General features: G+C 45.1%; 6 protein-coding genes. 5 read left to right on the top strand and 1 reads right to left on the bottom strand.

The features are described 5' to 3' along the window. Positions 1–271: 271 nt before the first annotated feature. The 5 genes from AB4517_RS16175 (at position 272) to AB4517_RS16155 (ending at position 5,901) form a co-directional block, all read left to right on the top strand. Entirely contained in the window at positions 272–607 is a 336-nt protein-coding gene (locus tag AB4517_RS16175; RefSeq protein WP_009846518.1) for a cupin domain-containing protein, read from the top strand. 34 nt (positions 608–641) lie between these two features. Continuing rightward, positions 642–1,574 carry a sugar kinase gene (locus AB4517_RS16170; protein ID WP_017061485.1) on the top strand — a complete coding sequence of 311 codons (933 nt, stop codon included), beginning with the start codon at positions 642–644 and terminating at the stop codon, positions 1,572–1,574. Positions 1,575–1,647: 73 nt separating this feature from the next. Continuing rightward, a complete protein-coding gene (locus AB4517_RS16165) occupies positions 1,648–2,274 on the top strand; it encodes a bifunctional 4-hydroxy-2-oxoglutarate aldolase/2-dehydro-3-deoxy-phosphogluconate aldolase (protein WP_017061486.1) in 627 nt (208 codons plus the stop codon). A gap of 848 nt (positions 2,275–3,122) precedes the next feature. After that, positions 3,123–4,889 (top strand): sodium:solute symporter family protein, encoded by a 1,767-nt coding sequence (locus AB4517_RS16160; RefSeq protein WP_017061487.1) that lies wholly within the window; start codon positions 3,123–3,125, stop codon positions 4,887–4,889. Positions 4,890–5,136: 247 nt separating this feature from the next. Further along, positions 5,137–5,901 carry a transporter substrate-binding domain-containing protein gene (locus tag AB4517_RS16155; protein WP_372148729.1) on the top strand — a complete coding sequence of 255 codons (765 nt, stop codon included), beginning with the start codon at positions 5,137–5,139 and terminating at the stop codon, positions 5,899–5,901. Between the two features lie 74 nt (positions 5,902–5,975). Here AB4517_RS16155 and AB4517_RS16150 read toward each other — a convergent pair whose 3' ends face one another. Beyond that, positions 5,976–15,116, bottom strand: a complete 9,141-nt coding sequence (locus tag AB4517_RS16150; RefSeq protein ID WP_372148732.1) for a cadherin-like domain-containing protein — start codon at positions 15,114–15,116, stop codon at positions 5,976–5,978. Between the last annotated feature and the right edge of the window lie 38 nt (positions 15,117–15,154).

Genomic DNA, 15,154 nt, shown 5'->3' with positions numbered 1-15,154 from the left:
ATATAAAGTAATACAATATGAGCTTTAATTATACCTATTCGTCGCTAAATGATGAGTAGAGTCACATAATTAGCCATAAGTCATTGATGTAGCTGGCTAATGGTAAATATTAGCCATTTATTAAGTTGTTGATTTATTTACGCTATATAAAGTATCGCTTGATCAATATCACACAAATTTAGATATATTGTATTACAATTAGGCTCATTCCCTTATGATGGATGCAAGTTAAGTAACACTTAAAAGATTTAAACAGATTAGGAGATACACAATGAACTCTTTCTTTATCCTAGATGAAAACCCATGGGAAGAACTTGGTGGCGGCATTAAGCGTAAAATCGTTGCTTACACTGACGATCTAATGGCAGTACACCTATGTTTTGATAAGGGCGCGATTGGCCACCCTCATACTCACGAAATCCATGACCAAATCGGTTACGTAGTTCGTGGTAGCTTCGAAGCTGAGATTGAAGGCGAAAAGAAAGTCCTTAAAGAAGGCGATGCTTACTTCGCTCGTAAACACATGATGCACGGTGCAGTTGCACTAGAGCAAGACAGCATCCTTCTTGATATCTTCAACCCTGCGCGTGAAGATTTCCTAAAATAATAAACAGCGCAACCTCAGTTGCTAAGGTAAGCATATGAAATCATTAAACATCGCGGTCATTGGCGAGTGCATGGTTGAGCTACAAAAGAAACAAGACGGGCTTAAGCAAAGTTTCGGTGGCGATACACTAAATACTGCACTTTACTTGTCTCGCTTAACAAAAGAGCAAGATATCAACACGAGCTACGTAACAGCGCTAGGCACTGACCCATTCAGTACCGACATGTTAGAAAAGTGGCAAGCGGAAGGTATCGACACTAGCTTAATTGCTCAGCTTGATCACAAACAACCAGGGCTTTACTACATCGAGACCGATGAAACCGGTGAACGCAGTTTCCACTACTGGCGTAATGATGCTGCAGCAAAGTTCATGTTTGACCAGGAAGACACGCCTGCTCTACTTGATAAGTTATTCTCTTTTGATGCGGTTTACCTAAGTGGTATTACGCTTGCTATCTTGACAGAGAATGGACGCACGCAGCTATTCAACTTCTTAGACAAATTTAAAGCGCAAGGCGGCCAAGTATTCTTCGACAATAACTTCCGTCCAAAACTTTGGGAAAGTCAACAAGAAGCGATTTCTTGGTACTTGAAGATGCTTAAGTACACTGACACGGCTCTACTGACGTTCGATGACGAGCAAGAGTTGTACGGCGACGAAAGCATTGAACAGTGTATTGCACGTACGTCTGAATCTGGTGTGAAAGAGATCATCATTAAACGTGGTGCTAAAGACTGCTTAGTAGTTGAAAGCCAAAGCGCTCAGTACGTTGCTCCAAACCCAGTAGACAACATTGTTGATACTACAGCGGCTGGCGACTCGTTCAGCGCGGGCTTCCTAGCTAAGCGCTTAAGCGGTGGCAATGCACGTGATGCAGCGTTAGCAGGTCATATTGTGGCAGGGACTGTGATTCAGCATCCAGGTGCTATCATTCCTCTAGAAGCGACGCCTGATCTGTCTCTATAATTACGCACTTTAACTATTAATCAAGGGTTTGCTTAGTTGAAAGCAAGCCCACATTTAACGTGAGAAAGAATTCATGACTACATTAAATGAACAACTAGCAAACCTAAAAGTAATTCCTGTAATCGCTATCAACCGTGCTGAAGACGCTATCCCTCTAGGTAAAGCACTTGTTGAAAACGGCATGCCATGTGCAGAAATCACGCTACGTACAGAATGTGCAATCGAAGCGATTCGCATCATGCGTAAAGAATTCCCAGACATGTTAATTGGTTCAGGTACTGTACTGACTAACGAGCAAGTTGACGCATCTATCGAAGCTGGCGTTGATTTCATCGTAAGCCCAGGTTTCAACCCGCGCACTGTTCAATACTGTATCGATAAAGGCGTTGCAATCGTACCGGGTGTTAACAACCCAAGCCTAGTGGAACAAGCAATGGAAATGGGCCTTCGCACGTTGAAGTTCTTCCCTGCTGAGCCTTCTGGCGGTACTGGCATGCTTAAAGCACTAACAGCGGTTTACCCTGTTAAATTTATGCCTACTGGTGGTGTAAGCTTGAAGAATGTAGATGAATACCTATCGATCCCTTCTGTACTTGCGTGTGGCGGTACTTGGATGGTTCCAACTAACCTTATCGACGAAGGTAAGTGGGAAGAACTAGGCAAGCTTGTTCGTGACGCAGTTGATCACGTTAACGCTTAATCTGTTTTAGATTGAGTGATGAAGCCTCACCTCGGTGGGGCTTTTTATTATCTGTCATTTATTGCGCTGACTAACCGTAAAACACGCTCAATCAACATTATGTTTCCCCCACACCTTATCGCCTTTCTCTCTATGGGCTCGTCCAGCTCCGCGACTAAGACAGGCAATAACAAGTAATGTAAGCTTTCAATCGACTTCAGCACGCATCTAACGAAGCGTTACTGGTGCCTCCTATCGCCTATCCAGCCCCTTACCCAGCAATGTTCCTTTTCGATACGTCGTCAAACATCTCTCATGGCATGCGCTGAAGACCACAATAGACAAAGTGAGCCGCAAAATGTGTCCCGCCCGTCCAGTTTAACGCCCACTCAGTGACAAAAATTCCAAACACGCACCTCTAAAGCACAAAAAATAAACAAATGGCATAGAAAGGCTTCATAGCCGCAGATAAACAGAAAATAGCGAAGTGAAAACAATGAGCTACACTTGAAATCTCAATACAAAAATTTTCAGTATAGAGTTCCAAATTAACGTGAATGTCGTCGCACAACACATCGATTTGTAGCACATTTGTTACGGTTATAATTAAAATCTTATAGATACGGCAAAGTAAGCGCCCTTGTTTATATTGTAATACATATAAACATTTAACCCTCAATTTATTTTAGATCTCAAACAAAATACACTCACATTTAAATTCAACCAAAACAATCACTTACATAGAGGTGTATTGAATACCAAAAAATCAATGCGACCTAGATCATACTAAAGGCATATTGTAGTACAAATAAAACTTAGGACGCGTTAATCTAAGCCCAGTTAATTATGATATTTAAAAGGCTGAAAAGATGACTATTGATACTTTTGTTGTTCTCGCCTACTTCTTCTTTTTAATCGCGATTGGTTGGATGTTCCGTAAGTTCACCACCTCTACAAGTGATTACTTCAGAGGGGGCGGCAAAATGTTGTGGTGGATGGTTGGTGCAACTGCCTTCATGACACAGTTTTCAGCATGGACGTTTACAGGTGCCGCAGGACGCGCGTTCAATGACGGTTTCGTTATTGTAATCCTATTCTTAGCCAATGCTTTTGGCTACTTCATGAACTATATGTACTTCGCTCCAAAGTTCCGCCAACTTCGTGTGGTAACGGCGATCGAAGCAATTCGTCAGCGCTTTGGTAAAACGTCTGAACAGTTCTTCACATGGGCAGGTATGCCTGACAGCCTTATCTCTGCAGGTATCTGGCTAAACGGTCTAGCTATCTTTGTAGCAGCGGTATTCAACATCCCAATGGAAGCTACCATTGTGGTAACGGGTATGGTTCTAGTATTGATGGCAGTAACCGGCGGCTCTTGGGCGGTTGTTGCTTCTGACTTCATGCAAATGCTTGTAATCATGGCCGTGACAATCACTTGTGCGGTAGCAGCTTACTTCCACGGTGGCGGCTTAACTAACATTGTTGCTAACTTCGACGGCGACTTCATGTTAGGTAACAACCTAAACTACATGAGCATCTTCATCCTTTGGGTTGTATTCATCTTCGTGAAGCAGTTCGGTGTAATGAACAACAGCATCAACGCATACCGTTACCTATGTGCAAAAGACAGTGAAAACGCACGTAAAGCGGCAGGCCTAGCATGTATCCTTATGGTTGTTGGTCCACTAATTTGGTTCCTACCACCTTGGTACGTTAGTGCATTCATGCCTGAGTTCGCTGAGCAATACACATCAATGGGCGACAAAGCCGGTGATGCTGCTTACCTAGCATTCGTACAAAACGTAATGCCAGCAGGTATGGTTGGTCTTCTTATGTCAGCAATGTTCGCTGCAACGATGTCTTCTATGGATTCAGGTTTGAACCGTAACGCTGGTATCTTTGTAATGAACTTCTACAGCCCGATTCTTCGTAAAAATGCGACTCAGAAAGAGCTGGTTATTGTAAGTAAGATAACGACTATCATGATGGGTATTTTCATCATTGCGATTGGTCTATTCATTAACTCTCTGCGTCACTTAAGCTTGTTCGATATCGTAATGAACGTAGGTGCGTTGATTGGCTTCCCAATGCTTATCCCTGTCCTACTAGGTATGTGGATTCGTAAGACACCTGACTGGGCTGGTTGGTCTACTCTAGTGGTTGGTGGTTTCGTTTCTTACATCTTCGGTATCTCTCTGCAAGCAGAAGACATCGAGAACCTATTTGGTCTAGAAACAGCGCTTACAGGCCGTGAATGGAGCGACTTGAAAGTAGGTCTTAGCTTAGCTGCTCACGTAGTGTTCACAGGTGGTTACTTCATCATGACTTCTCGCTTCTACAAAGGCCTATCGCCAGAGCGTGAGAAAGAAGTTGACCAACTATTCACTAACTGGAACACGCCGCTTGTAGCGGAAGGTGAAGAGCAACAAAACCTAGATACTAAACAGCGTTCAATGCTTGGTAAGCTTATCAGCACAGCAGGTTTCGGTATCCTAGCAATGGCTCTGATTCCAAACGAACCAACAGGACGCTTGTTGTTCCTACTATGTGGTTCAATGGTACTAACCGTTGGTATCCTATTGGTTAACGCATCTAAAGCTCCGGCTAAGATGAACAACGAGTCAGTTGCTAAATAGCTAAATAAGCAGCTAACAAGTTAAACCAAAATGAAGCCCATGTTATTCGATAACATGGGCTTTTTGTTTGTCTTCGGTTTATCAAAACGGAATATGAAACGCACCTCGATCAATGCTCACAAACCATAGAAATACCTATCTCCTGCCCTCGTTTCATCTTCTTTTCCAACCTTTCCAATGGTTTGATCTCTTTCTCTGATTGTTTCTGTTACTTTGAATGACAACACAAACACAACAGACAATTACAATGAAAAAAACATCACTATTACTTGCTTCCATTGCTCTGGCACTTTCTGGTGTCGCACACGCTGACCAGCTAGAAGACATTCAAAAATCAGGTACTCTGCGTGTAGGCACCACAGGTGACTACAAGCCTTTCTCTTACTTCGATGGTAAAAGCTACTCTGGCTACGATATCGACGTTGCACAGCACATCGCGGAACAATTAGGCGTTGAATTGAAGATTGTTCGTACCACATGGAAAGATCTACTGGCCGATCTAGACGACGATAAGTACGACATCGCAATGGGCGGCATTACACGTAAAATGCAGCGTCAGTTAAACGCGGAACAAACTCAAGGCTACATGACCTTTGGTAAGTGTTTCTTGGTTGCAAAAGGCACCGCAGAACAGTACGACAGCATTGAGAAAGTGAACCACTCTTCTGTTCGTGTGGGCGTGAACATTGGCGGCACTAACGAGAGCTTTGCCGACGCGAACTTGCAGAACGCAAGCTTCACACGCTACGAGAACAACCTCGACGTACCAAAAGCAGTAGCGGAAGGCAAAGTTGATGTGATGGTGACAGAAACCCCTGAAGGTCTGTTCTATCAGGTAACTGACGAACGTCTTGAAGCGGCCCGCTGCGAAACTCCATTCACCAACAGTCAGTTCGGCTATCTGATTCCTAAAGGTGAACAACGTTTGTTGAACACGGTGAACTTCATTATGGATGAGATGAAATTGAAAGGTGTTGAAGAAGAGTTCCTGATCCACAACTCCCTTAAGTAACTCTTTTCAATTTATACCGTAACAAAAAAGAGGCCAGCAATGCTGGCCTCTTTCGTTATGGTTTAATGGTTCGCTTAGCCGTGAGTTATCACATTTTGCTGCACTAACGCATCCAGAATGTCTGACGGCATGGTGCCACTTAAGGTTAGTTGTGGCGCAAGGTCTTCAACCACAATCACCTGTTCTGTGGTCCCTAAACCATCAGGATTGATCGTTAGTTCAATATCATCCCCTTCCACTTTCGCGTCTATCTGTTGTAGCAATGCAGACATGTCTGGAGATGTATTCTTCAACTCAGGTAATACTTCTCGTAGGTCGATTTGGTCTCCTTCAGACAGGCTGAAATCGGTAATGGTGTCTTCAACGCCATCTTCGATATTGAGCCATACAAACGAATCCATACCATTGCCACCAGTTAGAATATCGGAACCGCCGCCACCAATGAGTGTGTCGTTACCGTCACCGCCAACCAGCGTATCGTCACCCGATCCACCTACAAGTCGGTCATTTCCAGTTCCGCCAGTGAGGTTGGTATCAAAGTTACTCGCTAAAAGTTGCACATCGTCTGTTTCAGAAGACAGATCGAGATCTATTGGATTGGCAACAATATTGAGATTCAGATCGATGTTTTGAGATATCGCAATATCGTTGTTGTCCACTTCTTCAGATAGCGCCTCAACTTTCAAGGTGTAATTACCCGGGGTTAACGGCTTGCCTAATGATGACTGCTCGACGAGTCTGAGACTATCGATCGCATCAGCGGTCGCTATCCAAGTATCACCCACCAACGAAACCGTACCCACATCACTGGTTACATCAACACCATCCGGAACATCACTGATCTTCAACGTTAACTCTTCAGTAATGTCCGTCAATGCAGCGACAATTCCAACTAAAGCGACTCCACTATTAGCGACCACAGATGAGCTGGTCGTAATGTTTCTCACATAGTTAAATGCCGGATCAATAGACAAGGTTGGCGCATTAGCGACTGGTGTCACCGCGATATTATAAACCACTGGTGCAGTTTCAATCGCGATACCAGAAGGGTTACCGCTGTCTTTGGCGATTACTTCTAAGCCAATGCTATTGGTTGGAGACAAGCTCGCATCGAGGTAGACACCGTTTGGACTGGTTGGCGTATCAATCAGCGCATTCAGGTCACTCAAAGTACCAACTAAGATAACCGAACCAGTGTTGTTGCCGTTGACCATCACTGTCGTCATTGCCGGAAGTGATACGTTCAATGTACCGTAATCCACTGTCAGCGTGACTGTCATTAAGTCATTAGAAAATGCATCCACATAATCTGGGTCACTGACATTGATACCACTCAATAGCTGACCAGCATCCTCGTCAATAATTGTAGTGACACTGTCACCATTAACAACAGGCGTATCGTTCACTCCGTCGACAATCGCTGTGATCTCTGCAGTATCTGTTAGGAAATCATTAGCGCCGTTGGTTGTACCATCATCCTCGACGGTATAGGTGAACTTAACGCTACCGTTGTATTCATCAGCAGCCGTAAATATCCAGTACGGGCCAGTAATCATAGCGTCATCAGCGCCGCCAACATTCTCGAAGCGCTGTAATTGGCCTTGGCCTTCATCGAGCACCAGATTAGTCACGGTAATCGTGTCGTTTTCCGGATCGCTCGTCGCTGTAATTAAGTCGCCCTCTTTAATGATCAACTGCCCTTCTTCAAGGATGTTTCCTAAGTCGATATCCGTTGCCACTGGCTGATCATTCACTTCCGTTACCACAACGCTAATTTCGCCGGTATCTGTTAAGAAATCATCAGCGCCGTTGGTTGTACCATCGTCCTCAACGGTATAAGTGAACTTAACATCACCGTTGTATTCGTTGGCTGCGGTAAATACCCAGTACGGGCCAGTGATCGTAGCATCATCAGCACCGCCCACGTTCTCAAAGCGTTGTAATTGGCCCTGACCTTGATCGAGCACCAAACTGTTCACAGTAATCGTGTCGTTTTCCGGATCAGTGGTTGCGGAAATCAGGTCTTCCTCTTTAATGATCAGCTGACCTTCTTCAAGCATGGTGCCCAAATCAATGTCCGATGCCACTGGCTGGTCGTTGACTTCTGTCACCACAAGGCTGATTTCAGCGCTATCGGTTTTAAAATCATCCGCACCATTGGTTGTACCATCATCGATAATGGAGTAATTGAATTTAACGTCGCCGTTGAAATCATTATCTGCAATGAATATCCAGAATGGCCCCGTAACCCCAGCGTCATCAGCACCACCAGCATTTTCAAAGCGCGTTAGCTGACCTTGCCCTTGAGTAAGAGTTACGCCGGTTACCGTGAGGTTATGGTTTTCTAGATCAGAACTCGCTGCAATCAAGTCACCTTCAACAATCACGATTTGACCATCTTCCGCAATCGAACCTAAATCGACATCAGTCGCGACCGGAGCGTCATTCACTTCCGTCACCTTAATAGTGAATGTAGCTTGATTGGTTTGAGCGGTATTCGGATCACCCACGTCAATCAAGCCGTTATTACCACCATCATCGAGCGTTGCATTGATTGTGACTAAACCACTCTGGTTGAGGTAGTTCTGGTCTGGGTCTGGTTTGAAAGTCACCGCTCCATTGGTCAACGCGGTATTGATGTCAGCTTCTTTACCGGTAATCACCAACGAACCGTCTGGCTGCAATACAAACGTCACGTCAGGAGAGCTGGTAAACTCAAACACACCCTGTGCACCCGGCAGTGTTTGGTCGACTTTAAGCGTCAGTTCATACGGAGCATCTGGATTATCAAAGTTTGCGTCGACGTCGTAGATACTAAAGTTGTCGATGGCAACACTGATGTCTTCCGTTGTTTCAATATTCGTTACGTTCACAAAGATCGGTTGATCGTTAATAGGATCAATCACCAGATCGACATCGAAGCTGGTTGGCGTACCTAGGTACTCTGTATTATCAGCATCAGTATCTACAGAGCGAACGGTAATCTGTAGTGGACCATTGATACCCAGTACATTGCCTGTATCACTATTATGTTCTCCAGAATTGAATACGATCTTATCGAGCGACTGTGCAGGAACATCAAGTGTCCAAAGCTGCGTCGCCGGATCGTAGCTAGCCAATGTCGTGCCATCTGGATAGAAAATAGAAGCATCTTGAGGAACACCCGCCACTTCAACTCGAAGCGTTTCGGGCGCATTCTCGGTATACGTCCCGCTTCCTGTTGCAGACAATTCTTTATCCAAAATAGTCGCATTGATTTCGATATCAATGTTTTGGCCTTCATTACCTGTCACAGAATCAGTCGGGTTAGTATCGACATCATCACCAACAGGTACCACATGCAATTTGAAGCTTGGCAAGTTTGCCGCCGCAGTAGGCACACCCAGCAACGATTCTTGAGTGAAAACTTCCACACCAAACTCAGCAGTACCACTGAAGTTTTTAGGCGGCAAGATCGAAATCTCACTCAAGTCGAACGATAACCCTGATGCTTGAGGTAGTTGAACACTCCACTCACCACCACCATTATTCTTCACCGTGTATGCCGAACCAGCATCTGCACGCATCTGGAAGCCATCAGGTACATCTGTAAACTTAATCGACACAAACTGTTCTGAGCCATCAAGGTCAGTCAGTGCAATCGATACAGGCCCTGTGCCCGACAAAGAAATCAGCTGGTCCTCAGTACCCGTAATCTCGATAACATCAGGATCGCTACCCGGGCCAGTGACAGACACGTCATCCACCACAGGAACGACTTCAAAACTGACATTGGTAGAGAAAGTATCGGTATCAGTCGCGCTGCCAGTTGGCGAAGCTGCATCATTGTATGTAGCAGTATCGGTAATCGTCCCGCTGACATTCACTTGCACCTGATTTACGTCATTATCTGTTGGGTAATTTAACGCCGGTCGGAATAGTACATTATCCAACGCGCCTGCATTAATCTCAGCTTCATTAAAGGTCACCGATGTGCCAAGCGATACCCCTGCGCTGGTATAGAAAGCCCCAACACTCGTGTCATTTAACGTCAGTGTGATAGAGGTGAATTTTTCGTCACCACCTTCAACTCCGCTTACTTGGTCATCAATGGTCGAGCTGAAATCAAGTTGGATATAGGTATCTTCGTAGCCGACTGGATCTTGCCCTGCTTGACCGTCGGTATCGACAGGGTTAAACGAATCGTCAAGCGAACCAACGACAGTAACGTCAATATCTGGGTTACCTTCAACATCAGGAGCAACTTTAATGACTACTTCTGTCACTAGAGTTTTCTCATCCCCCGACAATACGTCTTTAGTTACTATCGTCAACGGCAACCTAAAGTCGCCGGAGTAGTCGGCTGGTAAGTTAAGCAGTAGTCCAGAGAGGTCGGTCGAGACCCCTTGATCGACGGTAGTCTGGAATACATATTTGCCATTAACAAAGTCTAGGTCGCTGCTTCCCGATAAACTAATTGGGAAGGTGACTTCGTTCACCGCTCCTGGATTAATGGTCACACTGTCATCAATAATGATGGTCACTTGATCAGTTGAGTCATCTTCGCCCGAGAAAGTAATTAAACCATTCAATGCCGTACCTAGATCTAACTGGGTGTCCTCAATCGCATCAACAACACTGTCTGGTGTTATATCAATATCGGCTGCAACCTTAGTACTCCCAGCCACCACTTGAGGGAATGACAGAGTGACTTCTCCGTCCCTACGAGCGGCCGTAGATGACTCAACCTCAGCACCATCACCTCGGTCTATTACCGTGCTAAAGATATCCATCTTGATGTCATTGAACCCTCCTGCCCCGCTGTTTCCTGAAGGAAGAACAAGGCCGTTCGGTGCACTGATGCTAAATATGTCTTCATTCGTTACAACCCAGCGCCCATTGCCTTCATAAGCAGCGCCAATAACGAGCAGTTGATTGAGTACAGCATCTGATAGCTCCGAACCGTCCACGTTTGTTAATTCAATAACTAACTGGTCAACTTCTTCGATAGCGGACGAAGCATCTGTTTCTTGATATCGAATGACGAACTCATCCGTAACCGATGTATTATCGCTGTTGGTTGTGAACTTAAGCACGCCAGTGTTTGCATCAGCAACTACGGTTGCTAGTGCTCCAGTACCCAGCACATCATCGACGATAAGCTTGTTGCTAGCGTCTTTCGGCTCAACGACTGGACGTACGATAACATCAATCGAGCCCGTGATTGTCGCGATAGCGATGCCCTGACCAGGATCAGTCGCATCAACATACTCATGATCTCGCTCTTCGATCATGACAACCGTATTAAGCGTAAAGTCGGTGCTCGAGTCTTGTTCAGGTGTGATCTGAATAAAATTATTGTTCAGTGCAATTTGAGTAAACTCTTCTGCCGTCTGTCCACTCTTCGGCGTAATGGTTAAAGTGCCTGCTGAAGCATCGTAAACCCAAGTTACGTCGCCATTAACCACAACACTTTCAACATCTGTCGGAATGGCACTGATCACAATAGAAGTGAAATGCTCATCATCATCAATATAATCAGTACCCTCTGGGTGCCAATCAATACTGATCGCCGTATCTTCATCGCCATTAGTGACTGTGCTGTACGTCGCTGAGGTATCGATTCTAGGTTCGACTAACACTCGCACTTCTTGGTCAAACGTAAGCGTATGACCGTCATTCTCAGTCACGATCACTTTACCCTGAATGTGAATGTTCTCTGTTGAAGAATCGACAGGTCTGATGCGGATTCCTGAGGTTTTACCTGCGTCAGTGATGTTAGCTTCGTAGATAGGTTTAGACAGATCAGGGCTACCACCCGGACCGGTTTCGTAACCGACAAAGTTAAGGTCAATAATGGTACCGTCACCGTCTTCCAGAATAACGCCATCAGGAATACCCGAGAGGATAACGGTTATGGATTCTGAACCATCGTCAGGTAATGGGGTTTGATCTACTGCTGCAGGATCAGGTCTTCTCTCTCCCGACAACACGGTGAAATCAAGCTCGGCGTAGCTGTCTCCATTCTGGCTCTCTTGGATCGTGGTTTGAACACCAGGTGTTGTGCCATCGGTGATTGCTGTCCAAGCCGTGCCGTTTGTACCGCCATAAGGAATATCTGCAACACCTTTAACCTCGACGTTGACCGTCTTAGTACCCAGAATTTCTTCATCAACTTGTTGAGGGTTGGTTGACAGGTTTGCAGTATCTTTGACTACACCGGTAACATCAAAGGTGAAATCTACATTACTGTGTTTAGTTGGAACAACCTCAACATTAGCCAAATCGGAATATGCGATTTCTTGATAATTGGTACCATTAACGGTAGGAACTACCGTGGTTGTACCTACAAAGTAAAGCACTGCGCCTTCTGTGATATTACTGATACGGACAAACAGTTCTTCAGAGCCATCTGTGTCCACCGACCCTGTTATGGTAATGACTTCGTCTAACGTGAATGCGTCTTTGTTGTCCAAAGGGCCAATGTAATCAGGGTCATCGATATTGTCTTCGTTGATCTTGATACGACTCACACTGAATTTTCCTGGGTCGGCGTCAGCAGTGACATCAATAATGATGTTTTGCTCTACAGAACGAGCTTGAGTTTTATCATTTGCTCCGCCATTGGCGGTATCTTCATAAGGGTTCAGTGTTTCCTTTGTAACCGCTATTGCTTTGAATTCAATCTGACCAGAGAAGTTATCGATCGGGTTAACTACGGTGCTGTTAATGTCTTCTGCCGCTATTTCGTATACACCATCCGTCGTCAGCGTAAGCACATTGCCGTTCTTATCAAGCAGCTCGAACTTCCCATCACCTTGAACAGCCTCAAGTTCATAGGTAATCGTCTCAGTATTACTGTTATCTTGCGACTCTGCGTTCAGCTGCAAAGTAACGTTGTCTTCATCTTCGTTCACTTGATAATGATAAGTGCTGTTGGAATCATCCCAAGTCGCTATATCAGCCACCGCTTCAATCTCGATTCTGAAGTTTGAGTTGATGGTGTGATCCGTGGAGCCATTTTTCTCAATTTCAAGCTCATAACGAACTCGCCCACCAGTTTCATCCGAACTAGCGTGTTGGTCCGGAACAAAGAACAGGTTGTCTATCGTCGCGATAGTTTGTCTTGGTTCACTCGGGTTTGGAGCAAAGCTTTGTTCAAGTTCAGGAGAACCAAATATAATGCTTCCATTTGACTCAGGTACCAATTCAATGTAATCAGCACCATCAAAGTAATAAAAAGTACCTTGGTGACTATCACCTCCGTTCGGGCTTTTAATCGTCAACTGCCCAATAGATTCAGCATTATCTTGGTCATACAGACTAACTTGCAGCGCAACTTGAGCTGGTGCATTAGGCAAACCATTTTGGTTATCTTGAACGTTCTCAAGAGTCGGTTCATCACCCGTTGCGTAAGGTATCGTTAAATCTCTACCCGCATCCTCGAAGGTAGTCACTTTCAGCGCGATTCTTGTAGAGTCCCTATCTGTAATCGTGATATCTAACGGTGTTTCAGAGGTATCTAAATCGCCGTCCGTCGCAATCACGTTAATCGAGAAGTCGATGGTGTCAAGACCGTCATGATCGAGATAACCGTTAGCTCTGAATTCAACCTCGCCATTTGAGTTAATACGAAGTCGACCAAGCTGTCGAGTATCAACGCCTCCATTACCATCATCCGTTTGCTCGTAAACGCGAACCTGTTGGCTGCCAATGTTTAAATCGAAGTCACTACTGTAAAGCCCACTGTTCTCAGCTCGGAAAACAATTCCACTTCCGTCAAAGGCCTCAATTTTGCTCAGTACTGCGCCATCAGAACCCACATCAGTCGCATCAGCAAACATATCGACTTTAGAACCATTATAGTTCTGACCTTCAATACGAGTAATCGACTGAGTTGTCACTAATGGAACATCATCCGTCACTGTGATTGTCAGATTGATTGCGTTTGATTGGTCTTGGTCAAAGTCTTCAGCCACGACCGAGAAACCAAGTTCGATGTTGTTTTCATCGGCACCATCAGGGTGTTTAAGAGGTTTAAACAATTCAAACTGATAGCTGTTATCCGAGGTATCGAAAATAATCTCGAACACGGCCTCATTGCTGGTCACCGTTTGAGCAACATAGGTAAACGTGCTTCCTGAGATAGAAACAGGCAGCCACTCTAAATTTTCCCCATCGGAAGTTAAGCCAGTCAGAACCAAATCTTCATCGACTAATTCGTACTTAACAACACCATCAGCACCTTCATCGACCGTGAACAGTCCATTAATAACGGTATCTTCAGATTGATCCGAACCTATGCCTGTAAGATCGTCTTCATCGACAACCGTTTCGCCCGTCGGCGGCGTCATTTCCGGAACATCATCAATGACTTGAATTGGTAATTGATACTGGTTGGAATCATCGCCATCACTATCAACAGCCACTACATCAAAGAAGATAGGCAGCTTATTTCTCGCCTCTGAGCTAGGCTCATGGTCTAGAGGACCAAGCAAGGTAAAGGTGTATGACCCATCGTTACCCAAAGCAAGAGTAAAAATCGGTGTTCCACTTGTGGTGGTTCCTTGATAGGTGGTTGTGTTCGCAGCCCCGGTGACCTCTGTGATCGAAATCGCTTCGTTACCTGATGTCAGATCATCTTCTAGGTCAGATATATTACGTAGCTCATAAGCCTCAACTTTATCTGCACCTTCTATGGTCACAAACGAGCCTGTAGCCTGAGTCACAACAGCTCCTAAATCATCTTCATCAACGACAAATGTACTCGCAACCGTCGTATCAGTGATCGTTGGCGCATCATCGAGCACCTCAATTGGCAATACATATTGGTTAGAATCATCGCCATCACCATCAACAGCAACAACATCAAACGGTATTGTTAATGTATCGAGGTTATTTGGTGTCGTAGCGTGATTGAGAGGGCCAAGCAAGGTAAAGGTATAAGCACCGTCATCAGTCAGTACTAGTGTAAAAATTGGCGTTCCACCTGGGTCCGTTGCCCCTTGGTAGGTAGTCGTATTAGCGGCACCTGTGATCTCAGTGATCTTAATACCTTCATTGCCCGACGATAGCGTCGCTTCCAGCGTTGAGATATTGCGTAGTTCGTAAACCTCTACTTGGTCTGCACCTTCAGTGGTAACAAACGAGCCTGTCGCCTGAGCGACAACAGAGCCTAAATCGTCTTCATCAACGACAAACGTACTCGCAACCGTCGTATCAGTGATGGTTGGCACATCATCCGTCACCGTGATCTTCAGATCGATCGCATTCG

This window comes from Vibrio sp. 10N.222.52.C3, assembly GCF_041474195.1.
Taxonomy (GTDB): domain Bacteria; phylum Pseudomonadota; class Gammaproteobacteria; order Enterobacterales; family Vibrionaceae; genus Vibrio; species Vibrio crassostreae_C.
Note: the sequence above shows the minus strand (reverse complement) of the source record. Positions and strands in the feature narration are given on the sequence as shown.

Excerpts from the sequence above, each read along its gene's own strand:
- AB4517_RS16170 (WP_017061485.1), top strand. The coding sequence starts at position 642 with ATGAAATCATTAAACATCGCGGTCATTGGCGAGTGCATGGTTGAGCTA.
- AB4517_RS16160 (WP_017061487.1), top strand. The coding sequence starts at position 3,123 with ATGACTATTGATACTTTTGTTGTTCTCGCCTACTTCTTCTTTTTAATC.
- AB4517_RS16165 (WP_017061486.1), top strand. The coding sequence starts at position 1,648 with ATGACTACATTAAATGAACAACTAGCAAACCTAAAAGTAATTCCTGTA.
- AB4517_RS16155 (WP_372148729.1), top strand. The coding sequence starts at position 5,137 with ATGAAAAAAACATCACTATTACTTGCTTCCATTGCTCTGGCACTTTCT.
- AB4517_RS16175 (WP_009846518.1), top strand. The coding sequence starts at position 272 with ATGAACTCTTTCTTTATCCTAGATGAAAACCCATGGGAAGAACTTGGT.